Below are 25,454 nucleotides of genomic sequence, written 5' to 3' on the forward strand. Positions count from 1 at the left end.
AGTTTTGTATCCCTAAAACTCTTGGTACCCTGCCAGCGAACTGTTCAAGGAATCATCATGACCGTCGCAAAGAAACCGCTCGCCCTCATCATCCTGGATGGATGGGGCTCTCGCGAAGCCACCACAGATAACGCCATCACCACGGCTAACACCCCAAACATGGATCGCCTGTTTGCCGAATCCACCAGCGGCCTGCTTGCCGCTTCCGGTATGGCGGTCGGCCTGCCTGGCAACCAGATGGGCAACTCCGAAGTGGGTCACATCAATATCGGTGCCGGCCGCGTGGTTTATCAGGAACTGACCCGGATCGGCAAGTCTATCGATGACGGCGAATTCAACCACAATCCAGCCCTGGTGGCAGCGGTTGACGGTGCCAAGGCCAATGGTGGTGCAGTTCATATCATGGGCCTGCTCTCTGCCGGTGGCGTTCACAGCCACGAGGCGCACATCGAAGCCATGGTACGCCTGGCCGCCGCACGAGGTGCCAAGCAGGTATTCCTGCACGCCTTCCTGGATGGTCGTGATACGCCGCCACGCAGCGCCGAATCCTCCTTGGCGAAATTTGATGCCCTCTTCAATGAACTGGGCTGCGGTAAAATCGCCTCTGTGATTGGCCGTTACTACGCCATGGACCGGGATCAACGCTGGGATCGTGTGGAAAAGGCCTACAACCTGCTGACCCTGGGTCAGGGCGAGCAGCAAGCCACCAGTGGAGTGGCGGGTCTGGAAGCGGCCTATGGTCGTGACGAGAACGATGAGTTTGTTGCCCCGACCGTGATCGGCGATCCCGTGACCATGAACGACGGCGACGCACTGATCTTCATGAACTTCCGCGCCGACCGTGCCCGCCAGCTGACCCGTGCCTTTGTCGACGCTAACTTCGACGGCTTCGCCCGCCAGGCTCAGCCAAAGCTGGTCTCCACCGTGATGCTGACCCAGTACGCTGCCGACATCGATACCGCCTGCGCCTTTCCGCCCAATGATCTGGTCAACACCCTGGGGGAAACCCTGGCCAAGGCGGGCAAAAAGCAGCTGCGGATCTCCGAGACCGAGAAGTACGCCCACGTCACCTTCTTCTTCAATGGTGGCGTTGAACAACCATTCGACGGCGAAGATCGCGTCCTGGTGAACTCTCCCAAGGTTGCCACCTATGATCTGGCCCCGGCCATGAGCTCCGAAGAGCTGACCGAGAAGCTGATCACGGCCATCGAAGCCGGTGAACATGATGCCATCATCTGTAACTACCCCAATGGTGACATGGTGGGGCACACCGGTGACTTCGATGCCGCTGTCAAAGCCTGTGAGGCCGTCGACGCCTGCATCGGTCGCGTCGTAGCCGCGCTGGAGAAGGTGGGTGGCGAGTGCCTCATTACCGCCGATCACGGCAACGCCGAGCAGATGGAAGACGCCAGCACGGGTCAGGCCCACACCGCCCACACCAGCGAGCCGGTGCCCCTCATCTATGTTGGCCGTGAGGGCAGCATCCGTGAAGGTGGCGCCCTGTCCGACATCGCCCCAACCATGCTGGACCTGATGGGGATCGCGATCCCGGCCGAAATGACCGGCCAGCCGCTGATCACCTTCAAGGGCTAAGACGGTGCGTCTTTCTGTCTGGGCCCTGTTGCCCTGTCTGCTACTGCCCTCTCTCGTCGCTTCGGCGTCCGAGGAGGGCGTTGCACGCCAACAGGCCAAGCTGGAGCAACTGGCGGATAAGATCCGTAGCCAGCAAAGCCGGCTCGCCCAGGCCCAGGTGGAAAAAGACAAACAGTTCAAAGCCCTGCGTCAGGCTGAAAAGGCCGTATCCGATGCAGCCGGTGCAATCCGTCGAAGTCGTCAGGCCCTGCAACAGGCTGAGGCTCAACTGGTTTCTCTTACCGCCGAAGCCGATGCCCTGCAGATACAGCAGCAAACCCAGCAAGATCACCTTGCGACCCAGCTGCGCACCGCCTGGATGAGTGGCAATCAGGACCATACCGCACTCCTGCTTGGCAATGAGGATCCCGCGATCTTGGAGCGGATGATGGTGTACTACCAGTATCTCAATCAGGCCCGGATCGATGCCATCGAACAGCTTGAGCAGACCCGGGCTGAACTGGCCGCCATCGCGCAGAAGCAACAGCAGGTGCGCGATCGTCAGGCTGACCTGCTGCAACAGCAAGAAGCGGACCAGCGCCGGCTCCATCAGCGCCAGGAGGAGCGCCAGCACGCCCTGGCCGCACTGGAGCAGCGACTCCAAAAGGATCGCGGCACCCTGGCCCAACTGCAGGAAAACCGGGATGTACTGGAAGCGGCCATTGAACAGGCCCTGACCGTCCTGGCACAAAGCCAGCAACATCAGGGCCTGGCCGATCACAAGGGAAAACTGCCCTGGCCCATCAAAGCCAGGATCAGCCAAGCCTTCGGCAGCCCTCGTCAGGGGCAGTTAACCTGGAATGGCTGGCTGCTCTCTGCCCCCAGCGGACGTGAGATCAATGCCATCAGCGACGGTCAGGTGGTTTTTGCCGACTGGTTACGCGGCTATGGCCTGGTCGTGGTTGTGGATCACGGTGAAGAGTACCTCAGCCTCTATGGGCATGCCCAGGCACTGCTCAAACAGGTCGGCGATCAGATCAAAACGGGGGACGTTCTTGCCTTGAGCGGAGGATCCGGTGGCCTCAGCCAACCCGGTCTATACTTCGAAATACGCCATCGAGGCCGGGCTGTCGATCCACTGCCATACCTGCGTAAAAGCGGATCCTAAAACACACCCACCTCGCCTGATCAGTAGGGAGCGCCTATGCGCCTTATTCCCTTGCTGGTCGGCATCCTTCTCTGCTTTTCTGTCGCCTCTGCAGAGTCGGATCTTCACAAGGATGCGACAGCGCCGACGCCCGGATCCGCACAGCAGCACACCCAACTACTGATCCACTCCATTCAGGAGCTGGTGAAGGATTACTATGTCGATGATGTCGACAACCAGGCCCTGCTCGAGGGCGCCCTCAAGGGCATGCTGGAGGTGCTCGATCCTCACTCCACCTACTTAAGCCCCGCCACTTTGGCACTGCTGCGCGACAACAATCGGGGTCACTACTATGGCTATGGCCTGGAGGTTGCGGTGGACAATAAACAGATCCGCGTGGTAACCCCTCTGGGAGGCTCTTCCGCCGAGGCGGCCGGCGTCCTGCCTGGCGACATATTGCTGCAAGTCGACAACCTGACTGCTGATGCCAATGATCTGGATCCTCTTATCGCCTACATCAAGCAGGCCAGCATGGAGGATCGCCGGCTGAAGCTGTTGTTGAGCAGGGACGAGTTGCCACAACCGCTGCAATTCTATCTCTCCCCCTCAGAGATAGAGGTGGCCTCCAGTGAAAGTGCCCGCCTCCCCGGAGATATCGGTTACCTCAAGATCTCCAGCTTCAACCAACGAACCGCTTTCGAGGTCCGCAATGCCGCTCACCAATTGCAGCAGGCGCCCCTCAAGGGCCTGGTGTTAGATCTGCGCAACAACCCAGGGGGACTGTTGGATGCCGCCGTCCAGATCGCCGACATGTTCCTGGAAACCGGCACCATCGTCACCACTCATGGGCGTTTCTTCGACGCCAACAGTGACTACCGCGCCACAGGTTACAGCCTGTTTGGCAGCCTGCCTGTGGTGGTACTGATCAATCAGGGCAGTGCCTCCGCTGCCGAGATCCTGGCTGGCGCCCTGCAGGACCACGGACGGGCCACTCTGGTGGGAGAAACCTCATACGGCAAAGGCACGGTGCAAAGCCTGATCCCCCTGATGAACCAAGGTGGAGCAGTAAAGCTGACCACGGCACGTTACGCCACGCCAGACGGTAACTTTATCGATCAGAAGGGGGTCCAGCCCGATCTGCATATCCCACTGGACGCCGAGTCTCTGGAAGATATAGTGAACAATATAAAGGAACTAACGAGTTGGACGGATGATCAACAGCTGTATGCTGCGTACGCTCTGCTCCAGCCTTGAGCGTCATGGCTTTGGCTTCATCATCGCGCTCTGGCTGTGCCTCTGCCCCGGCCTGGCTCAGGCGGTCACCTCCCCAAAACTTGCGCTGATCATCGACGATCTGGGCGCCCGGCGGGACAACCTTGCGGTATTTTCCCTGCCCAAAGAGACCACCTTATCTTTCCTTCCCCACACCCCCTGGGGGCGTGAATTGGCCGTAAGGGCTTGGCGAGAGGGGCGGGAAACCTTGCTGCACCTTCCCATGGCCACTACCGGCGATAAGTCTCCCGGCCCCTGGGCTATCGCTCCTGGACAAGATCAATGGCAGGTACGTTACCGGGTAAAAAAAGCCTTCGCCGATATTCCCTTTACCCTGGGCGTCAATAACCATATGGGCAGCGCTGTCACTCCAAACGCCAAAATCATGGCCTGGGTCATGATGGAGTTGATGGCTCAGCAGCAGTACTACCTCGACAGCCTGACCCATCCTGACAGCCAGGCCTATTCCCAGGCCATCGCCCATGGGCTGCCCGCCTTGAAAAGGGATATCTTTCTCGATTACATGCCGGGCAAAGATGTACTGACGCAACAGTGGCAACAGGCCCTTAAGCAGGCAAAGAGCCAAGGTGAGGTCATAGTGATCGGTCATCCCTATCCGGATACCCTAAGCTTCCTGCAACAACAACTGCCTCAATTGACCAAGCAGGGGATCCAGTTGGTCCGCCTCTCCAGCTTGCTAAAACCGGCCAATAGAGGGGTACAGTCACCCGATGAGGTTGGAAGGATGATCAATCCGGCGGCAATGCCTATGCTCAGAGGCAGACAGTCAGCGAACGAACCCTTTACAGAGTAGCTCCATGACCCACACCTCCGACTCGAGATCTGGCAGGGGGCACCCCGCCCGAATGGCGCTGATCATTGATGATGTCGGCGCACAAAATCAGGACCACCGGCTCCTGACGCTGCCAAGCGATGTTACCCTCTCCTTCCTACCCCACACCCCAAGAGGCCGGGAGCTGGCCCTGAGAGCCTGGCGAGAAGGACGTGAAACCCTGCTGCACCTGCCCATGGTCTGCGCCTCAGGTGAGTCCGTTGGTGCCTGGGCCATAGGCCCAGACCAAGATCAACGCCAGGTCCAGTTTCGGATCAAGAAAGCCTTCGATCAGATCCCCCATACCCTTGGGGCCAATACCCATATGGGCAGTGCCGTAGTGCCTGATCCTAAGGTGATGGCGTGGCTGATGGCGGAACTGCTCAACTATGACCAGTACTTTGTCGACAACCTGGTGGTGGAAAACAGCCAGGCCTATGCACAAGCCCAGGCAATGGGATTACCGGCCATCAAGCGGGACATTATCCTTGATGCTTCCCCGGAGGCCGCTCCCCTGATCATCCAGTGGCGTAATGCACTTGAGCACGCCGAGCAATACGGTCAAGTGTTGGTGGTGGCCCACCCGACACGGGAGATCCTGCGCTTCCTGCCCGACGCCCTTACCAAACTGCCCATAGAGTTGGTCCGGGTATCGGCGCTGCTTACCCCCTCAGGGTTGCCGCTTCCAGTTCGTTCAGCACCCTGATCGCCTCGGCATCCGTGCTCCCGCAGATCACCTCATCAGGCTTGAAGTCACTGCACACCGCCGGGCGCCCGGGCAGACCAAAGATCCGACATAAATTGTTTTCATCCAGCTGGATGCAGCGCACACCGGCAGGCTTGCCCTGAGGCATGCCAGGAATGGCGGAGGTGATGGAAGGCGCAATGCAACAGGCGCCACAACCTAAACGGCACTGCATAGCGTGCTCCTTGGAAAAAACAGTAAAAAAACAAAACGGGCCCTAATGGGGCCCGTCCTTTGGCTTGAGGGCCGCCCCTCAACCATCCATCGAAACCTTTAGCTTCTTGATGGCATTCTTCTCCAACTGCCGGATCCGCTCCGCCGATACCTGGTATCGATCCGCCAGCTCCTGCAACGTGGCCTTGGGTTCCTCCAGCCAACGAGCATGGAGGATATCCCGGCTGCGCTCATCCAGGGTATTGAGGGCCGCATGCAGGCGGTTCTGCGCCTGCAACTCCCAATCCGCCTCTTCGATCACCTCAGCATGATTGGAGCTGTTGTCCTCCAGGTACAGGGCAGGAGCATAACCTTCGTCCTCATCCTGCTCAGGACCCAGATCAAATGCCGCATCCTGGGCAGCCAGGCGAGCCTCCATCTCCATCACCTCTTTCTCACTGACTCCCAGCTCACTGGCAACCGTGCTGACCTCTTCGGCGCTGAACCAGCCAAGGCGCTTCTTGGCCTTACGCAGGTTGAAGAACAATTTACGCTGCGCCTTGGTGGTGGCGACCTTAACAATGCGCCAGTTTTTCAGCACATATTCGTGGATCTCAGCCTTGATCCAGTGGACCGCAAAGGAAACGAGGCGCACTCCAACATTCGGATCGAAACGTTTCACGGCCTTCATCAGGCCGATATTTCCCTCCTGGATCAGATCGGCCTGAGGCAGGCCATAACCGGAATAACTGCGGGCAATGTGCACAACGAAACGCAAGTGGGACATGATCAACTGTTTAGCCGAATCAATGTCTCCTGCAGTCACCTGGCGGGCCAGATACTGCTCTTCTTCCAGGGAAAGCATGGGGATCGCGTTAACACCCTGGATATAACTCTCCAGACTGCCATGCCCTTGGGGCACCACCATCAAAGCCATGGTATTACTGGCGTCGCTGCTCATGCTTTACCTCTACTGTTATCCAGTCGTGCAGTCTAGCACGACTGTCTGGGCGGGATCACCGCCTCGGGTAGGACCCTTGCCGATACACCAAGTTCCCGAGCCCCACTCTCCTATTGTGGCTCTATGGCCCGCAAGTGACGGCGAACCGATAGCCAGGCGCCCCCCCAGCCCAAAGTACAGGCGGCCAGGATCAACACCATTCCCTGATCAATATCCAGTCCCTGCAGGCGGAACTGGCTGCGATACAGGCTGAGTAGCTGCGCCATTGAGCCATCCAGCCAGACCAGCATGATGTTCACCAGCACCAAGGCCAGCAGGGCAGACAGGAATCCCAACCATAACCCGCCATACAGGAAGGGGCGGCGAATAAAGGATTCTGTGGCCCCCACCAGCTTCATCACCCGGATCTCATCGAAACGCTGCATGATCGACATGCGGATCGTATTGGCGGTGATCAACACTACCGCCATCAGCAGCAAGATCCCCAGGGCTGCGCCAGCCTGCCGCCCGGTACTGGACAAGGCATCCAGGCGCTGCAGCCAGTCCAGATCGAGTCGTGCCAAGGCCACCCCGGGCTCCTGAGCCAACTGGTCCCTCAGGGCACGAGCCTCATCACTGCCGCTGTGACGAGTCGAGGGTAACACCCGGATCACACCAGGTAGAGGGTTGTCATCCAGATACCCCAGCGCCTCCCCAAATTGGGCATGCTGACGAAACTCTTCCAGTGCCTGCGCCGGGCTCTGATAATGCACCTCGATCACCTCGGGCATGCCCCGTAACCGGGTCAGCAAGGTTTGAGTTCGAGTTTCATGGATATCTTGCTGCAAAAAAAGGCTGATCTCGGCCGCCGTGTGCCACTGAGCCTCCACCTTCTCAGCATTATTGGCCAGCACCATCAGCAGGGCAGGCAAGCTCAAGCTGAACCCCAGCACCAGCATGGTCATCAAGGAGGTCACCGGCGTACGCCACAGCTCCCCCAGGCTAGCCAGCAACTGACGCAGGTGTTGCAACAGCAAGCTGGTGAGCCGCTGACTCAGAGGCAACCGTTTCCTTTCCAGGTTCATGCTGCCACCTCATCGTTGGCGCCCACCAGCCGCCCCTGTCTCAGGGTCAGGGTGCGGTAACGCATGCGGGCGATCAGACCCAGATCATGGGTAGCAATCAATACTGTGGTACCGGCACTGTTAAACGCCTCGAACAGGCGCAGGATCTCCATGGACAACTTGGGATCCAGGTTACCTGTGGGTTCATCCGCCAGCAGCAAGGGGGGGCGAGCCACGACGGCTCGGGCAATGCCGATCCGCTGCTGCTCCCCGCCGGAAAGGTGCATGGGCGCGTAGCCCATCTTGTCACCCAGTCCCACCATATCCAGGGCCGCTTCGACCCGTTTTTCAATCTCCCGCTCGGCAAAGCCTTCGATCACCAGGGGCAGTGCCACATTGTCATAGACACTGCGATCCATCAGCAGGTTATGATCCTGGAAGATGATGCCGATATTACGGCGTAGAAAGGGGATCTGATCCCGTTTCAACGCCCCGACATCCGCCCCATTGATGGTGACCCGTCCCAGGGTCGGTCGCTCAATGGCGGTGATCAGCTTCAACAGGGTGCTCTTCCCGGCACCACTGTGGCCGGTAAGAAACGCCATCTCGCCGGGCTGAATATGAAAGTCGACATTATCCAAGGCACTGCGTCCCCCGGAATACACCTTGCTTACCTGCTCAAATCGGATCATGCCTTGGTTTCTTCTTCTCAGGTACGAGACCCTTGGGGCTACTCGCTATCACCGCTATCACTGAATAGGGCGTCAATAAAGGCCTCGCTGTCAAACGGACGCAGATCATCGATCCCCTCGCCGACCCCGATGTAGCGCACGGGAATGGCAAACTTATCCGCCAGGGCAAAGATCACCCCGCCTTTGGCCGTGCCATCGAGCTTGGTCAGGGTCAGACCGGTCAAACCGACCGTCTCATTGAACAGCTGGGCCTGACTGATGGCGTTCTGACCGGTACTGGCATCCAGGGTCAGCATCACCTCGTGGGGGGCTTTGATATCCAGTTTCTGCATCACCCGGACCACCTTCTTCAGCTCCTCCATCAGGTGGGCCTTGTTCTGTAGACGCCCGGCGGTATCCGCGATCAACACATCCACCCCCCTTGCCTTGGCAGCCTGCAGGGCATCGAAGAGCACCGAGGCACTGTCCGCACCGGTATGCTGAGCCACCACGGGGATGGCGTTTCGCTCCCCCCAAACCTGCAACTGCTCCACGGCCGCGGCACGAAAAGTATCACCTGCCGCCAGCATGACGCTCTTGCCCTGAGCCTGGAACTGCTTGGCCAGCTTACCTATGGTGGTAGTCTTCCCGACGCCATTAACGCCCACCATCAGGATCACGAAGGGGCCGTCAGGGTTGTCGATGGTCAAAGGCTTATCGACCTTGGCCAGGGTGTTCCCCAACTCGGTTTTCAGGTGAGCGAACAAGGCATCGGAGTCCTTAAGCTCACCATAGTCCGCCTTCTCGGTGAGGCTGTCGATGATGCGGGTCGTGGTTTCGATCCCCACATCCGCCAGCAGCAGCTGGGTTTCCAGCTCCTCAAACAACTCATCATCGATCTTCTTGCCCTTGAACATGGCAACAAAACCGCCACCAATGTTTTCACTGGTACGGCGCAGTCCGGCCTTTAATCGGGCAAAGAAACCCTTTTTCTCCGGCTCGACACTCTGCTGCAGCTCAACCTGAGCCGCGGCCTGCTCCTGCTCCGCTTGGACACGGGCTGCTTCGGCACGCTCGGCCTCTTCACGTTCCGCTTGAACGCGGGCCGCTTCGACACGCTCGGCCTCTTCACGTTCCGCTTGAATACGGGCCGCTTCGACACGCTCGGCCTCCTCACGTTCCGCTTGAACGCGGGCTGCTTCGGCACGCTCGGCCTCTTCACGTTCCGCTTGAACGCGGGCCGCTTCGACACGCTCGGCCTCCTCGCGCTCAGCTTGAACGCGGGCCGCTTCGACACGCTCGGCCTCCTCGCGCTCGGCTTGAACGCGGGCCGCTTCGACCCGTTCGGCCTCCTCGCGCTCGGCTTGAACGCGGGCCGCTTCGACCCGTTCGGCCTCTTCACGCGCCAATTGGGCTGGCTCGACCTGAGCAGGAGTCGCGTCGCTCTGAACGGGTGCGTCTTCCTGCGACTGGCCCTCGGTCGAGGTTAATTCGGCATTGTCCGGGGCCGACTCCGTGCTGTTTTTGTCCTTACGGAACCAGGAAAATATGCCTTTGGCCATACTTTATACCCTATACCTCTGCCTTCGCTGCCCATCCGGCCGCGAGGCTTGCTAAAATGGCGAACTTTTCTGGGCTCGTAGTGTACCCAGAATTGGCTAAAAAACCGAGGTCACCATGGCGAGAGCGCCCCGTCGCAACAGCAAAACTGCCGGCAACGGCCCTTCCACCGGCCAGATCCGCATCATCAGCGGGCAGTGGCGCGGACGCCGCCTGCCGGTGGCCGACCTGCAAGGCCTGCGGCCCACCACGGACAGAGTCCGGGAAACCCTGTTTAACTGGCTTATGGGCGAGCTCAATGGCGCCCGGGTGCTCGATTGTTTCAGTGGCAGTGGCGCCCTGGCTCTGGAGTCCCTCTCCCGCCATGCGGCCCACGCCACCCTGATGGAGTTTGACGCCGGCGTGGCCCGCCAGTTACAGCGCAACCTGGCCGCACTGGGCACCGACAAGGGCCAAGTCCTGCAGGGAGACACCCTGCAGCGGCTGAGCCAGCCTGCCGAGGCCCCGTTTGATCTGGTATTTGTGGATCCACCCTTTCGTCAGGATCTGGTCCAGCCCTGCCTGGCGCGGCTGGAGCAAAACGGCTACCTGGCGGCGGATGCCTGGATCTACGTTGAAACCGAAGCGGAACATAAAGCCCTGGAGATCCCGCCTCACTGGTCGCTGCATCGAGAAAAGATCGCCGGCCAGGTCGCCTACCGACTCTATCGGCGTCACCCAGAGTCCGTGTCACAAGATAATCAAGAGAACTGATAATGAAGCAATTTTTTTCCTGGGCCAAAGCGGCCATGGTGACCGCCTGGTTGATCATGCTGGTCAACCTGATCTTCCCCTGGCCTCAACCTTACAGTCTGGTCCTGCAGATCCTGCTGCAGATCACCCTGGCCGCCCACCTGGCCTATTGTGCTGGTTTTCGTATCCGCCAGGGTAAACCCCAGCCCTGGTCGGCCTACCAGGCCCTGATGCTGTACGGCCTGTTTGCCCTACTCGAATGGAACTACACCAGTAAGCAGGAAAAGTCCGACACCTGATGGCCACGGCCGTTTCTTCATAAAATCCAGCGAGAGCAGGTGTCTCCCCGGGAGAAAACATGCCTGTCCTCGCTTCCATCAATGCCTGAAGGCCCGTTGATCCCGTCGGTTACTTCACCACGATACTGGCGATCCCATCCAGGAACATCTGCACGGCCAACATCAAGAGGATCATCCCCATCAGTCGCTCGATGGCCTTCAGCCCTCGCTCACCCAAAACTTTCAGGAATACGCCGGACAGCATCAGGATCCCAGCGGTGATCCCCCAGGCGCCCACCGTCGCCAGGGTCCAATCCACCATACGGTTCGGATCCTGATGGGCGAGCAGGATCAGGGTTGCCAACACTGAGGGGCCGGCCAGCAAAGGCACCGCCAGGGGTACGATCAGGGGCTCTTCGCCGCTCTCCAACCCGGTGACACTGCCCTTGTCGGGAAAGATCATGCGCAGGCCAATGATGAACAAGATGATCGCCCCCGAGATGGATACCGCCTCGGAAGAGAGATTCAGAAACCTCAGGAACCCCTCACCGGCAAACAGGAACATCAGCATGATGAGCAGTGCAACCAGCAGCTCACGGATAAGGATAAAACGGCGCCGGGCCGGCGCAACGTGTCGCAGCACGGAACTAAAGATCGGCAGGTTGCCAAGGGGGTCCATGATAAAAAGCAGCATCACGGCTGCGGTGATCGTTTCCATATAAAGTCCTAAGAATATTTGGCCTAGCGCGGGGTGGCCAAATGGACGAGGCATAGTGCGTGCCCATTCGGCGGAAAAGCGGGACACAGGGCTTACGTTTGGGAACCTGCGCCCGCTGCGACGCTCAGCTCTGTCACGCAAAAAACAAAGCCTTCCCCGCACCACTCCCGAAGTCACACCACTGGGTGATTGCCAATTTAAGCTTATGTTTTTAAAAAAAACAGTATAAGTTAATCATCACAGTAACGATGCAAACTCCTGCTCGAGTCCTATGACGATAAAGCTGGTCCCCTTAAGCCAAGCCACCCTGGGCATGTATGTGGTCGACATTCCTGGTCACCCCAAACTGGGGATCCGTCAACAGGGGCTGCTACGCGACCCCAGTGCGCTGGCCTTAATGAAACGGCAAGGCGTCGAAACCCTGCTGGTGGATCTCAGCCGCTCCGGCCGCGGCCTGCAACCGGAAGTACCAACAAGTCCCCCCCCTAAGGCAAGGTCCTCGGCCACGCCGTTTGGCAAAGAGCTGCCCCGGGCCCGAACCCTCTACCGTCAGGCACGACAGCTTCAACAGCGCACCATGGAAGCCCTGCTCACCGGCAAAGCGATCAACCTGGTCGAAGTGGAACAAACCGCTGAGCGCTTTATCGATAGCGTGTTCCGAAATGCCAGTGCCTTGAATTATCTGCGCCTGATCAAGAACAAAGATGACTACCTGCTGGAGCATTCCATCGGTGTCGCGACCCTCATGGTCTTGTTTGCCCGCCACCTTGGATTTCAGGGCATTGAATTGAACCAGATCTGCACGGGCTCACTGTTGCACGACATCGGCAAGGTAAAGATCCCCACCGAGATCCTCAATAAACCGGGAAAGTTGACCGATGAGGAGTTCGAGTTAATCAAGACTCATGCCCGTCACAGCAGGGACATCATCGCCGCCACACCGGGGATCAGTCGTATCAGCCTGGATGTGGCCGCCATGCATCATGAAAAGCTGGATGGTGGTGGTTATCCCGATGGACTCAAAGGGGATCAGATCTCCACCTTTGGCCGAATGATTGCCATCTGTGACATCTATGACGCCATGACGGCGGATCGCAGCTACCACAAGGGACTCACCTCCACCCAGGCCCTCAAACGGATGAAGGCGATGACCCCAAAGCAGCTGGATCCCCTGCTGTTCAACCAGTTCATCAACTGCATCGGCCTCTACCCCCCAGGCACCATGGTAGAGCTGTCCAATGGGTTGTTCGCCCTGGTGCAGGAAAGTCACAGCAAGGCCCCACTTCAGCCAACGGTAAAAACCGTCTACAACCCTCGCAGCGGCACCCATGTGATGGCCACCGAGATCGATCTGCGCACCAGCAGTTACCGCATCGTTCGCGCCGTGGATCCCCATGAGCACAAGCTCACGCTGGAGGATTACCTCTAGATCATGTACGCCCTGCTCGCCAGCATGCTGATCCTCGCCGTTGGTCCCCTGTTGCACCATGGACTGCGTCGCCAGCCCAGATACCTGCACAGCATCAGTGCCTTCGTGGTAACGGCCCTGTTGGGCCTGGTATGCCTGGATGTGTTACCTGGATTGTGGGCCCAGATCGGACCCAGCATGGTGCCTTTCCTGCTGCTGGGTCTGGCTGGCCCAACCTTGATCGAAAAAGCCTTTTCCCGCTATTCAGATACCACCCACAACCTGACCCTGCTGCTGGGCATGAGCGGCTTGCTGCTCCATACCCTGACCGATGGCAGTGCCCTGGCACTGGGGGAATCCAGCTCCATGTTGGCACTGGGTGTGGTCCTGCACCGCCTGCCCGCCGGGCTGGCAGTCTGGTGGCTGCTGCGTCCAGCCTTTCGTCGGGCCGTGCCCATCACCATGCTGGCACTGATGATGCTCTTTACCCTGCTGGGCTACCTCCTGGCCGAGCCCATGCAGGCGCATCTGGCACGCAACCAAATGATCTGGTTGCAGGCCTTCGTCACAGGTTCCATCATCCATGTCCTGCTACACCGGCCCCATGAGCACCATCACCATCATCATCACCATCACCGACTGACCTCGGGCCACTACCTGGGTGCTGCACTTGGCCTGCTGTTCCTGGTCGCACTGATGCTGTTCCATGATCACAGCCACGAGCACAGCCAAGATCAAAGCCACCCGCCCCATCCGGGCCAGGCTACGGAAGCCCGCCACTGATCCTGGAACTGCCCCAATCCTGGCGCCTCGATTAAACTTAAGAGTAAATCGTCGGAGATCCCCCAATGTTTGCATCCATTGCCGCCGGGCTGCTCAAGCTGACTGGCTGGCGGATCGAGGGCCAACTGCCCCCACTGCGCCAATACATCATCATTGTCGCCCCCCATACCAGTAACTGGGACTTTGTGCTCGGCCTGCTGGCCCGCACCGTCTTTGGCCTACCCGCCCGCTTTATCGGCAAGCACCAGTTGTTTAGACCACCACTGGGCTGGCTGATGCGCGCCTTGGGAGGGCGCCCCGTGGTTCGCACCCGCTCCAACAACTTGGTGGACGGGGTGATCCAGCTGTTTAAGCAGGAGCCGGACTTTGTCCTGGCCCTGGCCCCGGAGGGCACTCGCAGTAAGGTCCCCAGGTGGAAAACGGGCTTCTACCACATAGCCCAGGGTGCCGGCGTCCCCATCGTGCCCATTGCCCTGGATTTTCGTCACCGCCGTATCGTGATCCGCTCCCCCCTGATACCGGGTGACTGCAAGGCGGCGGACATGGCCGAGCTGCTGGCATTCTTTCGCTGTTACCGCGGCCGCTTCGTACAAGCCATCCCTCACTATCAGACGAAGCCAGCACCCATATCCAAGGGTTCCAGCGGGGAGTAAGGAAGGGCCTGGCCTCCTCCATCCAGTCCGAGTCGAGCCGCCAAGGGACCATGAAACCAATAAAAACCCCGCCAACATGGCGGGGTTCTCATCGATGCTATCGCTCCGCAGGCTTTAGCGAGCGCAGATCGGCTCCGGTAGGCTGCTGCATCGCCCGCAGGCCAAACTCCGGCAACACGGCCAGGGCGTGATCGAAGATATCAGCCTGGATCCCCTCGTAAACCGGCCATCGGGTATCGTTGGTGAAGCAGTAGATCTCCATTGGTAAGCCATTATCCTGAGGCGCCAGCTGACGCACCATCAGGGTCATCCCCTTGTGGATCTTAGGGTGTGTTTCCAGATACGCCTGCAGATAGGCCCGGAAGCACCCCAGGTTGGTCAGGTGGCGGCCATTGGCACGCTGCTGCGGACAGGAGAGCCCGGCATTGGCCTCGGCAAGCTCAACCCCTTTCCGCGTCAGATGGGGAACAAGCAGTTCGATCTCGGCCAACCGCTGCAACATCGCCTCGTCAGCAAAACGTACCGCATGCAGATCCAGCAACAGGGCACGCTTGATCCGACGGCCCCCCGACTCCTGCATTCCCCGCCAGTTACGGAAGGAATCAGACACCATGGCGTGGGCCGGGATCATGGTGATGGTCTTGTCCCAGTTCTGAACCTTCACCGTCGTCAGGCTGACCTCCAGCACATCACCGTCGGCACCGTATTTATCCATCTGCACCCAATCGCCCCGACTGACCATGCGGTTGGCGGAGAGTTGAATGCCGGCAACAAAACCCAGAATGGTGTCGCGAAACACCAGCAGCAACAGACCGGTTGCCACACCCAGGCCGGAGAGCAGGTAGAGCGGCGATTTATCCAGCAACACCGAAAGCACCAGGATGGCAGCCAGGATAAAGAGGAAGAGCTTGCCCAGCTGGACAAAGCTCTGCACCGGCAAACGCCGACTGACCGGGCTCTGATGGGCCACATCCTGAACCGTATCCAGCAGGGCAAACACCAGACGCACCACCGCCAGCAGGATCCACAGCTCGAGCAGCAGGGTCAGGCTCTGCTCCCACCAGGGAAAGGGGGAGAGCACCAGGGGGGTAAAGAGATCCAGGATCACCAGAGGAACGATCAGGGCGATCTTGGCCACCACCCTGTGCCGCTTAAACGCCCCGGCCCAGGGTCCGGGCAGGCGCATCGCCAACGTCGCCGCCCCTCTGCCGATCAGGCGCTTCACCAAACCGTAGGCGATGGCAGCCAACAGCAGGGCCAACCCCGCCAGGAGGGCAAAGGCCTCCCAGTCACTGCTTTGCACCGGCAGGCCCCACTGCTGCAGCCACTCCACCAGGGTATGGCGGAGGTTCATGCGGATCTCTGTTTCCAAAATAACACTTCCTTCCTTCTACAACTGCCGATCAGCATACCGCCGCAATGCGATGGAGCAAGGAAAGCCCTCATAAAACTAAGGTTTTCCATGAAAGCGGCGCAGCTCAGAGACAGGGGAGCAGCTTATCCGGCAGCAAGGTGTTGCATCGGGCCTCGGACAGCAGGGCGATCGCCGAGGCGATATCCGGGGCAAAGTAACGATCCTGCTCATAGTAGGGGACTTGGCCTCGCAGCCACCCCTTGGCCTGCTCAACCGCATCGCTGGCCTTAAGAGGGGCGCGCAGATCCAGCCCCTGACAGGCGGCCAACCACTCGATCGCCAAGACCCCACGACTGTTCTCTGCCATCGCCCGAAGGCGACGGGCGGCAAAGGTGGCCATGGAGACATGATCCTCCTGATTGGCGGAGGTGGGCAGGCTGTCGACCGACGCCGGGTGAGCCAGGGACTTGTTCTCGCTGGCCAGGGCGGCGGCGGTCACCTGGGCGATCATGAAACCTGAGTTCACGCCTCCTTTTTCCACCAGGAAGGCTGGCAGGCCGGAGAGGTGACGATCGATCAGCAGGGCGATACGCCGCTCCGCCAGGGCGCCGATCTCGGCGATGGCCAGGGCCAGGTTGTCGGCGGCCATGGCCACAGGCTCGGCATGAAAGTTGCCGCCGGAGATGAAGTCCACTTCACCATCATCCCGAGCAAAGATCAGGGGGTTGTCGGTCACCCCGTTGGCCTCCACCAGCAACACCTCGGCGGCCTGGCGGATCTGGGTCAGGCAAGCCCCCATCACCTGGGGCTGGCAGCGCAGGGAGTAGGGATCTTGCACCTTGTCGCAGTTGGCATGGCTGCCTCCAAGCTCCGAATCGGCTCCCAGCAGATGACGCAGGGCTGCGGCGGCGTCGATCTGGCCGGACTGCCCCCGAACTTGGTGCACCCTGGGATCGAAGGGCCGACGGCTGCCCAGGGCCGCTTCGACGCTGGTGGCCCCCACAACGGCACCAGCCGCCCAGAGATCTTCCGCGGCAAACAGCCCCTCCAGGGCCAAGGCCGTGGAGGCCTGGGTACCGTTGAGCAGCGCCAGCCCCTCCTTGGCGGCCAGAGTCAGGGGGCTTAGTCCGGCGATCGCCAGCCCTTTGACCGCGCTGTGCCACTGGCCCCGGTGGCGCACCCGGCCCTCACCCAGCAGTGGCAATACCATATGGGCCAGGGGTGCCAGATCTCCCGAGGCACCCACCGAGCCCTTTTCGGGCACCTCGGGGTAGACCTCGGCATTCACCAGGGCGATCAGGGCATCGATCACCTTGGCACGAATGCCCGAGAAGCCCCGGGCCAGTGCGTTGATCTTGAGCACCATCATCAGCCGCACCGTCTCATCACGCATCGGCTCCCCGGTTCCCGCGGCGTGGGAGAGCACGATGGAGCGCTGCAGCAACTCCAGATCCTCCCGGGCGATGCGGGTATTGGCCAGCAAGCCGAACCCCGTGTTGATCCCATAGACCACCCGCTCCTGATCCAGCACTTGCCGCACCGCTTTGGCACTGGTTTGGATCGGATCATACGCCGTGGGCTCCAGCGTCAGCCTGACCCCGTCACGGCTGATGGTGCGCAGTTGGGGCAGGGTGAGTCGGCCCGGGCACAACGTCAATTCCAGCATCACGGCTCCCCCCGATCGCGACCGGTTCGTTCAAGCATGGGCAGATCCAGCCCCTGCGATCGTGCACACTCCTGAGCGATGCCGTATCCGGCATCGGCGTGGCGCATCACCCCGGTGGCGGGATCGTTCCACAGCACCCGCCGCAGCCGCTCGTCGGTTTCGGCCGTGCCATCACAGCAGATCACCATGCCAGCATGCTGGGAAAAGCCCATGCCCACCCCACCACCGTGATGCAGGCTGACCCAGGTGGCACCGCCACTGGTATTGAGCAGGGCGTTGAGCAGCGGCCAGTCCGATACCGCATCCGAACCATCCTTCATACTTTCGGTCTCCCGATTGGGGGAAGCCACCGAGCCGGAGTCGAGGTGGTCCCGACCGATCACCACGGGCGCCTTGAGTTCGCCGTTTCTCACCATTTCATTAAAGGCCAGACCCAGTCGGGCGCGATCCTTAAGACCCACCCAGCAGATCCGCGCGGGTAGGCCCTGGAACTGGATCCTAGCCCGGGCCATCTCCAGCCAGTTGTGCAGGTGAGGATCGTCGGGGATCAACGCCTTGACCTTTTGATCTGTCTTGTAGATATCCTCGGGATCGCCGGACAGGGCGACCCAGCGAAACGGCCCGATCCCTTCACAAAACAGCGGTCGAATGTAGGCGGGAACGAAGCCCGGGAAATCGAAGGCATTGTCGACCCCGGTCTCAAACGCCATCTGGCGAATGTTATTGCCGTAATCCAGGGTCGCGGCGCCCCGCTCCTGCAGATCCAGCATGGCTCGAACCTGAACCGCCATGCTGGCCTTGGCGGCCCGGATCACGCCCTGGGGATCGCTCTGACGTCGAGACTTCGCCTCCTCCAGGGTCCAGCCCTGGGGCAGGTAGCCGTTAAGGGGATCGTGGGCGGAGGTTTGATCCGTCACCACGTCTGCGGTGATCCCCCGGATCACCAGCTCGGCAAAAACGTCGGCGGCATTGCCCAGCAGCCCCACCGACAGCGGTTTGCCCTCATCGCTGGCCCGCTTGATCCAGTACAACGCCTCGTCCAGATCGGCGCACTTGCGATCCAGATAGCCGGTACGCAGGCGGAAATCGATACGGGTTTCATCACACTCCACCGCCAGGCAGGAGAAACCTGCCATGGTCGCCGCCAGAGGCTGGGCTCCGCCCATCCCCCCGAGGCCGCCGGTGAGGATCCAGCGCCCCTTCGCCCGGCCCTCAAAGTGCTGCTTGGCCACCGCGACAAAGGTTTCATAGGTCCCCTGGACGATCCCCTGGGTACCGATGTAGATCCAGCTGCCGGCGGTCATCTGGCCATACATCATCAGCCCCAGCCTATCCAGCGCATTGAAGTGACCCCAATTGNCCATCCCCCCGAGGCCGCCGGTGAGGATCCAGCGCCCCTTCGCCCGGCCCTCAAAGTGCTGCTTGGCCACCGCGACAAAGGTTTCATAGGTCCCCTGGACGATCCCCTGGGTACCGATGTAGATCCAGCTGCCGGCGGTCATCTGGCCATACATCATCAGCCCCAGCCTATCCAGCGCATTGAAGTGATCCCAATTGGCCCAGTGGGGCACCAGGTTGGAGTTGGCGATCAACACCCGCGGCGCATTGGCATGGGTCTTAAACACCCCCACCGGCTTACCGGACTGCACCAACAGGGTCTCATCGATCTCCAACCGTCTGAGGGTCTCGACGATGACATCGAAGCACGCCCAGTCCCGGGCGGCGCGACCTATCCCTCCATAGACCACCAGATCTTCCGGTCGCTCGGCCACCTCGGGATCCAGGTTATTCATCAACATCCGCAGCGGCGCCTCGGTCAGCCAGCTTTTGGCGGACAGCTCAGTGCCTCTCGGGGCACGTATGATGCGGCTGGGATCGTGCCGGGGATCTGAGTGTTGAGTCATTTGCATCTCCTTATAACGTGGTGGAGGGCAGGATCCCTCCGAGCCGAAACCGGCTGCCGGGATGGAGCAAGCGGGCATAACTGACCGCCCCCTGAGTCGACCAGGTACGGCGGATGATCTGCAGGCAGGGCTCGGACTGTGACAGGGCCAACAGCCGCTGCTGATCCGCCGTGGGGATCACCGCCTCGATCTGGTGATGGGCCTGAACCAGGGGCGCCACGGCACACAGGTATTCATGGGGAGTGATCCGCTCGAACGGCTGCGCCAGGTAGTCGGGCACCAGCGCTGGATTGACGAAACGATCCTCCAGTTGCACTGGCTGGCCCTCTTCGAAGTGCAGCAGCCAGGAGCGAAATACCGGACTATCGCAGCGCACGCCCAAGGCGGTGGCAATCGCTGGCTCCGCGGCCTGAGGCTCAAGCAAGAGCAGGCGGGCAGTGTGCCTGTGTCCACGCTCACGGATCTCTTCGGCAATATTGCGGATCGTCATCATGCTGCCCTGGGACTTAAAGGGTGCGACGAAGGTCCCCTGGCCACGGCTGCGGATCAGGATCCCCCGCTCCACCAACTCAGTAAGGGCACGACGAGCCGTCATGCGACTGCAGTCATAACGCTGTGCCAGGGCGTTTTCAGAGGGCACCTTCTGATCTTCCGCCCAGCGTCCTTGGCGGATCTCCTCGATCAGGGCTTGCTTAATGACTTCAAATTTGGCGATCACCGTCCCCCTCCCCAAGTGTCATACTGTTATCACCTTGTCACGACGAAGTTGTATAGACAAGCTTAAGCCCGCACAATAAGTGCACAATCCAGTGTCAGCAAAGGGGAACAGATGGACTGGGATCAGCTCTGGTTGGAGGTTAACGTCGCGACCATGGATCCGGATCGTCCGGGCCCTTACGGCGCCATCGAAGACGCGGCGGTGGCGATCCGGGATGGCCACATCTGCTGGATCGGCCCGCGCAGCGAACTGCCGGAATTTGATCCCTTTGCCCTTCCCGTCCATCGGGGCAACGGCGGCTGGCTCACCCCAGGGCTGATCGATTGCCATACCCACCTGCTGTTTGGGGGGGATCGGGCCCGGGAGTTTGAACTGCGCTTGCAGGGGGCCAGCTACGAGCAGATCGCCCGCGAAGGCGGAGGGATCCGCGCTACCGTGGCCGCGACTCGGGCCTGTGACGAAGAGACCCTGTTCCAGCATGGTCGACAACGACTTAATGCCCTGCTGCGGGAGGGCGTTACGACGGTGGAGATCAAATCCGGCTATGGCCTGGATCTCGACACGGAGCGGCGCCTGCTGAAGGTTGCCCGCCATCTGGGGACACTGCACCCCATCGAGGTACAAACGACCTTCCTGGGTGCCCATGCCCTCCCTGCCGAATTTGAGGGCGATCCCGACGGCTACATCGACGAGGTGATCCACCGACAGCTACCCGCCATTGCCGCAGAGGGACTGGCGGATGCGGTCGATGTCTTTTGTGAGGGGATCGGCTTCGATCTGGCGCAGACCGAGCGAGTATTCAAAGCGGCTCAACAGCATGATCTGCCGGTCAAGCTCCATGCCGAGCAACTCTCCAATATGGGTGGAAGCGCTCTGGCCGCACGTTACCAGGCACTGTCCGTCGATCACTTGGAATACCTGGATGAAGCCGGGGTTCAAGCCTTAGCCGAGTCCGATACCGTGGCCGTCCTGCTGCCCGGTGCCTTCTATTTCCTGCGTGAGGGCCACAAACCTCCCATCGAGCGGCTGAGGCATCACCGCGTGCCCATGGCCTTGGCTTCGGACTACAATCCGGGCAGCTCTCCCCTCTGCTCCACCTTGCTGATGCTTAACATGGGCTGCACCCTGTTTGGTCTGACACCGGAGGAAGCCTTAACGGGTGTCACCCGTCACGCAGCCAGGGCACTGGGGCTGCAAGAGAGGATCGGACAGATCGCCATTGGCATGGAGGCGGATCTGGCGCTGTGGGCGGTCCGCCACCCTGCCGAGTTGGCCTGGCAGTACGGTGCCAACCCGTGTCGGGAGGTCATGAAAGCGGGTCAGTTCATAACCTATCGTTAAGAGGGTGGTCAGTTGGCCTGACCGGCGGTACTATCCTTAACCAAATCATTCTAACTGGGCAGGGAAAAATGGGGATCAAAGCCATTATTGTGGATACCGCAGGTACCACCACGGATTTCCAATTTATTAAGGAAGTTCTGTCATCCTACTCCGAGCAGGCCATACCGGAGTTTGTGAAAAACAACCAAAACGATTTTGCCATCCGCAACCTGCTGGAAGATGTACAGCAACTGGCTGGCAAAGAGAACATGAGTACCGAAGAGCTGATCGCCCTTCTGGTGGACTGGATCCATGATGACAGCAAGGCAACGTCGATCAAGACACTGCAAGGGCTGATCTGGAAGCAGGGTTACCTGGGTGGCGATTTCAAAGGTCATGTCTATGAAGATGCCGCCGCCGTCCTCAAGCAGTGGCAATGCAGCGGGATCCGCCTCTACAGCTTCTCATCGAGTTCAGCCGATGCCCAGGAACTGCTGTTCCGTCACAGCGAACAGGGCGACTTGAGCGGACTCTTCTACGGTCACTTCGACACCATGCTGGGGCAGAAGACCACAGTACAGGCCTACAAGAACCTGCTCAACACCATTAGCCTTAGGCCCAAACAGGTGATGTTCATCTCCGATGATATCTACGAGCTGAACGCGGCCCGCGAGGCTGGTCTTTACACCTACCAGATCGTCCGAGGAGAAGGGGTCCGGCAGGGCAGCCACCCCACTGCCGAAGATTTTCGTCAGATCCGCCTGTAACAGAAACGCCCCGTCTCAACCAACGGGGCGTTTCTTATCAAATGGCATCCACCTGGACAAATTTAAGGCCTGCGGCCTGCCACGGCTCATCACACCTTCCAAGCCCCTCTCGATCACTGAATCGACCATCGGCAGGCAGACGCCCCCCTCCTACCCTTTGGTTTGCTGAGCACTTGGCGACAAAGTGATAGTAGATTGGATTGTCCGCACCATTAATCCATTTAATCATCCCAGTATAACGACGCCCATCATACTCATTACAGATCTGGGCGCTGACCAGCAAGGTTTGATTTTGGGGATCAATGTATTCCTGAACAAAACAGTCTGCGGCCATAGCGCTGCTGCTACCAAACAGTGCCAATGCGAGGATCAAAGTCCGGTTAAACATACTGCCCTCCAACATGGGTTTGTGATCAAACCCAGAGCAATGAACCAGCTTCAAACATAGTGGTGGGGCAAGGATCCTGCCAACTCAGGGCAAGCTTGTGGCATGGAGACAAAAACGCCACTCCAAGGAGTGGCGTTATCATCGCAATCAGGCGCGGGCTGGAGCGACTTTCTTGTACATGGCTTCGATCTGTGCGGCAAAGCGTTCGTTGATCACCCGGCGCCGCAGCTTCATGGTCGGAGTGATCTCTCCAAGCTTCATGCAAAACTCACGATGCAACAGGGTAAACTGCTTAACCCGCTCAAATCGTGCCAACTCAGCTTGAACCGCCTTAAGGCGCTCCTCGAAGTGAGCCTTCACCTGAGCATTCTGCACCAGTTCAAGGCTGTCCTTATATTGGATCCCCCGCTCCTTGGCCCAAGCCTCCAGCGCCTCGAATGCAGGCACGATAAGTGCGGAAACATAGTTACGGGCATCGGCGATGATGGCGATCTGCTCAACCAGAGGATCTCGGGCCACCATGCCTTCAACACGCTGTGGGGCAATGTATTTACCGTTAGATGTCTTCATCAACTCTTTGATGCGATCGGTGATCAGCAAGCAACCCTGATCATCCAGATAACCGCAGTCACCAGTCCGCAGCCAGCCATCCTCGGTGAAGGTAGCCGCCGTATCTTCTGGGCGGTTGTAGTAGCCGCGCATAACGGTATCGCCCTTCACCTGGACTTCGTCGTTATCACCGATGCGAACCTGCATCTCACTCATAGGGTTACCATTGGTGCCAATGGTGATGCGTCCGGGAATAGCGGCAGTAACGGTCGCCGTGGTTTCAGTCATCCCAAAACCACACAAAACCGTCAATCCAACGGATTGGAAGAACTCGTTAACCTTAGGATCCAGCGCGGCACCGCCGGCAGGCATAAAGCGAATACGGCCACCGAGCTTCTCACGTACCTTAGAAAGCACAAGCTTGTCGGCGATCGCCAGCTGTAGCTTTTCCATTGCCCCAAGGCGATAACGGCCCTGTTCGCTCTCAAACCGCTTCAAGCCCATGGCCAGAGCCCATTTGAACAGCTTTTGTTTCTTGGCGGGGGCCTGCTCCAGTTTTTCCATGACTGCGGAGTAGATCTTTTCGTACAGGCGAGGCACGGCACACATCACGTGGGGACGGATCTCACCCAATGCATCCTGCACCTTCATGGGATCATCCAGGTAGGCGTTAGTCCCGCCCATGCTCAGTGCATAAAGGGTCCAGCCACGTTCAAACACATGAGACAGCGGCAGGAACGCCAAGGACACATCACCTTCTGCAAACGGGACAAACTCCATATGCTGTCGAACCGTGCTGGCAAAGTTCTTGTAATCCAGCATCACACCCTTAGGCTCGCCGGTAGTACCAGAGGTGTAGATCAGAGTCAGCAGATCATCCAGGGCGCAATCACCGATGCGTTGCTCCAATTCGGCTTGCTGCACCATATTGTCAGCCTCGAGCAGATCGACCAGGCGGTGAACCTTTACTGTCCCCTCAACCGGCTCAAGATCATCAAGCAGTACGATGTCGGTTAAGTCTGAGCACTGAGCCACAAACGCCTGGGCTTTCTGATACTGTTCGGCACCAGCCACAAACAGTACCTTGGCACCGGCATCGTTCATGATATAGGCAGACTGTTCCGCAGTATTGGTTGGGTAGATCGGCGCGCTGACAGCCCGACACTGAGCCGTTGCCAGATCGGCAATGGTCCACTCGGCACAGTTATTAGCAAAGATCGCGACCTTGTCCTGCACCGCCAGACCCATTGCCAACAAGGCACGGGAAAGGGCATCCACCCGGCGACCCAGTTCATTCCAGCTCATGTCTTGCCATTGGCCGTCCTGCTTCTGACGCAGTGCCGGGGCATCGCCCATCTTTACGAAACGTTGGCGCATCGCCTTTACCAAGTGCAGTTGCTCAAGCGGTGTCTTCACGGTTTCTCCCGGATCTCAGAATATTTGTCTAGCGTACAGTCGTACACTGTAATGCGGGCATCTTACCGATACCAAGCCGAATTTGTACCCCATCTTGATTAAATTGCGTTCTATTGCACACTTTTTTTGATGCTTTTAACCCACATTTCGCCACCAGTTCCAGGGTATTTCGGAACAATTAAAGCTCTACATTCGAACAGTTAACACCTGTTCGCAAAAACATGTAGAGCAGTGCCACTAATTTTAGTCGAACAACAACAGACTGATCATGTACACCTAATTGAACCTCCCCACTTTTTCTTAAGCCTCAGCTCTATGGGCTGGAGGCAGGAAGGACCGCACCGGCGCGGACCCCACAAGCAACGTCAATGACGACTAAACCCGGTCAAAAAGGCTGGGCAAGGCTCTACTCCTTAGAAAGCCCAGCGTCAGGCAATGAGGCTCACTTAGACTCTTTCAATAGGGTGTTCCACAGACCACCAGAAGCGCATCCTGGTACCCAAGCACCGCTGGGGCTTACCCTGAACAAGCGATGTGGAACCGATGCGCAGCATCGCAGCTCAGTAAGATGAAGGCAGGGGTGAGAGCGACCGTTGCGAAGCGACGCAACGGTCGAACGCGGAGACAGGAGTCGCAGCCGGGCTTTGAAGGAGGCCATGGATGGCCGTATGAAAAGCCGACAGGAGGGATCCCTACAGGGGGTGCTTCTAAAGCGTGTTCTACAAGACGAAAAAGGCCCTGTCCGAAGACAGGGCCTTAATCTCTATCTCTTAGCAAGAGCAGTGCTGACAGACAGGGACGTATTAATGCCGCGAGTCCATGGATGGGCAGGAGCGGCGGGCGG

Annotated in this window: 23 protein-coding genes and 2 pseudogenes; 12 read left to right on the plus strand and 13 right to left on the minus strand. The window is 59.3% G+C overall.

Annotated features, from left to right (window positions below):
* The first annotated feature begins 57 nt into the window (after window positions 1–57).
* From gpmM to AC2D8U_RS19260, 5 genes are read left to right on the plus strand one after another with little or no spacing between them, the layout of a single operon-like run.
* Entirely contained in the window at window positions 58–1,593 is a 1,536-nt protein-coding gene (gene gpmM, locus AC2D8U_RS19240) for a 2,3-bisphosphoglycerate-independent phosphoglycerate mutase (protein ID WP_484620702.1), read from the plus strand.
* Between the two features lie 4 nt (window positions 1,594–1,597).
* On the plus strand, window positions 1,598–2,740 hold the full coding sequence (locus AC2D8U_RS19245) for a murein hydrolase activator EnvC family protein (RefSeq protein WP_484620703.1): 1,143 nt from the start codon (window positions 1,598–1,600) through the stop codon (window positions 2,738–2,740).
* Window positions 2,741–2,776: 36 nt separating this feature from the next.
* On the plus strand, window positions 2,777–3,973 hold the full coding sequence (locus tag AC2D8U_RS19250) for a S41 family peptidase (RefSeq protein ID WP_484620704.1): 1,197 nt from the start codon (window positions 2,777–2,779) through the stop codon (window positions 3,971–3,973).
* Window positions 3,930–4,805 carry a divergent polysaccharide deacetylase family protein gene (locus AC2D8U_RS19255; protein WP_484620705.1) on the plus strand — a complete coding sequence of 292 codons (876 nt, stop codon included), beginning with the start codon at window positions 3,930–3,932 and terminating at the stop codon, window positions 4,803–4,805. The genes AC2D8U_RS19250 and AC2D8U_RS19255 overlap by 44 nt, the downstream gene beginning before the upstream one ends.
* 52 nt (window positions 4,806–4,857) lie before the next feature.
* Window positions 4,858–5,529, plus strand: a complete 672-nt coding sequence (locus tag AC2D8U_RS19260) for a divergent polysaccharide deacetylase family protein (RefSeq protein WP_484620706.1) — start codon at window positions 4,858–4,860, stop codon at window positions 5,527–5,529.
* On the opposite strand, the gene AC2D8U_RS19265 is transcribed toward AC2D8U_RS19260, so the two are convergent.
* From AC2D8U_RS19265 to ftsY, 5 genes are all read right to left on the minus strand, one after another.
* Complete coding sequence (locus AC2D8U_RS19265) at window positions 5,486–5,743, minus strand: YkgJ family cysteine cluster protein (protein ID WP_484620707.1); 258 nt, start codon at window positions 5,741–5,743, stop codon at window positions 5,486–5,488. The two genes, AC2D8U_RS19260 and AC2D8U_RS19265, sit on opposite strands and share 44 nt — an antisense overlap.
* A 78-nt stretch (window positions 5,744–5,821) precedes the next feature.
* On the minus strand, window positions 5,822–6,682 hold the full coding sequence (gene rpoH / locus AC2D8U_RS19270; protein ID WP_484620708.1) for an RNA polymerase sigma factor RpoH: 861 nt from the start codon (window positions 6,680–6,682) through the stop codon (window positions 5,822–5,824).
* Between the two features lie 110 nt (window positions 6,683–6,792).
* Window positions 6,793–7,746, minus strand: coding sequence for a permease-like cell division protein FtsX (gene ftsX / locus AC2D8U_RS19275; RefSeq protein WP_484620709.1), 954 nt, complete (start codon window positions 7,744–7,746; stop codon window positions 6,793–6,795).
* Window positions 7,743–8,417 carry a cell division ATP-binding protein FtsE gene (ftsE, locus tag AC2D8U_RS19280; protein ID WP_484620710.1) on the minus strand — a complete coding sequence of 225 codons (675 nt, stop codon included), beginning with the start codon at window positions 8,415–8,417 and terminating at the stop codon, window positions 7,743–7,745. The genes ftsX and ftsE overlap by 4 nt, the downstream gene beginning before the upstream one ends.
* Before the next feature lie 38 nt (window positions 8,418–8,455).
* Window positions 8,456–9,958 (minus strand): signal recognition particle-docking protein FtsY, encoded by a 1,503-nt coding sequence (gene ftsY / locus AC2D8U_RS19285; protein ID WP_484620711.1) that lies wholly within the window; start codon window positions 9,956–9,958, stop codon window positions 8,456–8,458.
* Window positions 9,959–10,073: 115 nt separating this feature from the next.
* On the opposite strand from ftsY, the gene rsmD reads away from it, so the two are divergent.
* Window positions 10,074–10,709, plus strand: a complete 636-nt coding sequence (rsmD, locus tag AC2D8U_RS19290; protein WP_484620712.1) for a 16S rRNA (guanine(966)-N(2))-methyltransferase RsmD — start codon at window positions 10,074–10,076, stop codon at window positions 10,707–10,709.
* A 2-nt stretch (window positions 10,710–10,711) separates the two neighbouring features.
* Entirely contained in the window at window positions 10,712–10,987 is a 276-nt protein-coding gene (locus AC2D8U_RS19295; protein ID WP_484620713.1) for a DUF1145 domain-containing protein, read from the plus strand.
* A 109-nt stretch (window positions 10,988–11,096) separates the two neighbouring features.
* Here the strand turns inward: AC2D8U_RS19295 and AC2D8U_RS19300 are convergent, their stop codons facing one another.
* A complete protein-coding gene (locus tag AC2D8U_RS19300; RefSeq protein ID WP_484620714.1) occupies window positions 11,097–11,684 on the minus strand; it encodes a YhgN family NAAT transporter in 588 nt (195 codons plus the stop codon).
* Window positions 11,685–11,955: 271 nt separating this feature from the next.
* Between AC2D8U_RS19300 and AC2D8U_RS19305 the strand changes: the two genes are divergently transcribed.
* The 3 genes from AC2D8U_RS19305 to AC2D8U_RS19315 all read left to right on the plus strand — a co-directional run bounded on the left by AC2D8U_RS19305 (window position 11,956) and on the right by AC2D8U_RS19315 (window position 14,528).
* Window positions 11,956–13,113, plus strand: a complete 1,158-nt coding sequence (locus tag AC2D8U_RS19305) for a cyclic di-GMP phosphodiesterase (protein WP_484620715.1) — start codon at window positions 11,956–11,958, stop codon at window positions 13,111–13,113.
* A 3-nt stretch (window positions 13,114–13,116) separates the two neighbouring features.
* Window positions 13,117–13,875 (plus strand): ZIP family metal transporter, encoded by a 759-nt coding sequence (locus AC2D8U_RS19310; RefSeq protein WP_484620716.1) that lies wholly within the window; start codon window positions 13,117–13,119, stop codon window positions 13,873–13,875.
* Between the two features lie 65 nt (window positions 13,876–13,940).
* Complete coding sequence (locus tag AC2D8U_RS19315) at window positions 13,941–14,528, plus strand: lysophospholipid acyltransferase family protein (RefSeq protein WP_484620717.1); 588 nt, start codon at window positions 13,941–13,943, stop codon at window positions 14,526–14,528.
* A 97-nt stretch (window positions 14,529–14,625) separates the two neighbouring features.
* Here the strand turns inward: AC2D8U_RS19315 and AC2D8U_RS19320 are convergent, their stop codons facing one another.
* From AC2D8U_RS19320 to hutC, 5 genes and pseudogenes are all read right to left on the minus strand, one after another.
* Window positions 14,626–15,900, minus strand: a complete 1,275-nt coding sequence (locus AC2D8U_RS19320) for a mechanosensitive ion channel family protein (RefSeq protein ID WP_484620718.1) — start codon at window positions 15,898–15,900, stop codon at window positions 14,626–14,628.
* Between the two features lie 106 nt (window positions 15,901–16,006).
* On the minus strand, window positions 16,007–17,548 hold the full coding sequence (gene hutH, locus AC2D8U_RS19325) for a histidine ammonia-lyase (RefSeq protein WP_484620719.1): 1,542 nt from the start codon (window positions 17,546–17,548) through the stop codon (window positions 16,007–16,009).
* Window positions 17,548–18,906 (minus strand): annotated as a pseudogene (hutU, locus tag AC2D8U_RS19330) (urocanate hydratase); the annotation flags it as partial. The pseudogene hutU and the gene hutH, both read right to left, overlap by 1 nt.
* 15 nt (window positions 18,907–18,921) lie before the next feature.
* Window positions 18,922–19,452: pseudogene (locus tag AC2D8U_RS19335) on the minus strand (urocanate hydratase); the annotation flags it as partial.
* Window positions 19,453–19,462: 10 nt separating this feature from the next.
* Complete coding sequence (gene hutC, locus AC2D8U_RS19340; RefSeq protein WP_484620720.1) at window positions 19,463–20,170, minus strand: histidine utilization repressor; 708 nt, start codon at window positions 20,168–20,170, stop codon at window positions 19,463–19,465.
* Between the two features lie 111 nt (window positions 20,171–20,281).
* Between hutC and hutI the strand changes: the two genes are divergently transcribed.
* Window positions 20,282–21,511 (plus strand): imidazolonepropionase, encoded by a 1,230-nt coding sequence (hutI, locus tag AC2D8U_RS19345; RefSeq protein WP_484620721.1) that lies wholly within the window; start codon window positions 20,282–20,284, stop codon window positions 21,509–21,511.
* 68 nt (window positions 21,512–21,579) lie between these two features.
* Window positions 21,580–22,257 carry an acireductone synthase gene (gene mtnC, locus AC2D8U_RS19350; protein WP_484620722.1) on the plus strand — a complete coding sequence of 226 codons (678 nt, stop codon included), beginning with the start codon at window positions 21,580–21,582 and terminating at the stop codon, window positions 22,255–22,257.
* A gap of 37 nt (window positions 22,258–22,294) precedes the next feature.
* On the opposite strand, the gene AC2D8U_RS19355 is transcribed toward mtnC, so the two are convergent.
* Window positions 22,295–22,645: a hypothetical protein gene (locus AC2D8U_RS19355; protein WP_484620723.1), complete on the minus strand. Its 351-nt coding sequence runs from the start codon at window positions 22,643–22,645 to the stop codon at window positions 22,295–22,297.
* 147 nt (window positions 22,646–22,792) lie between these two features.
* Complete coding sequence (locus AC2D8U_RS19360) at window positions 22,793–24,571, minus strand: AMP-dependent synthetase/ligase (RefSeq protein ID WP_484620729.1); 1,779 nt, start codon at window positions 24,569–24,571, stop codon at window positions 22,793–22,795.
* Between the last annotated feature and the right edge of the window lie 883 nt (window positions 24,572–25,454).

The organism is Ferrimonas sp. YIN67 (assembly GCF_057219095.1).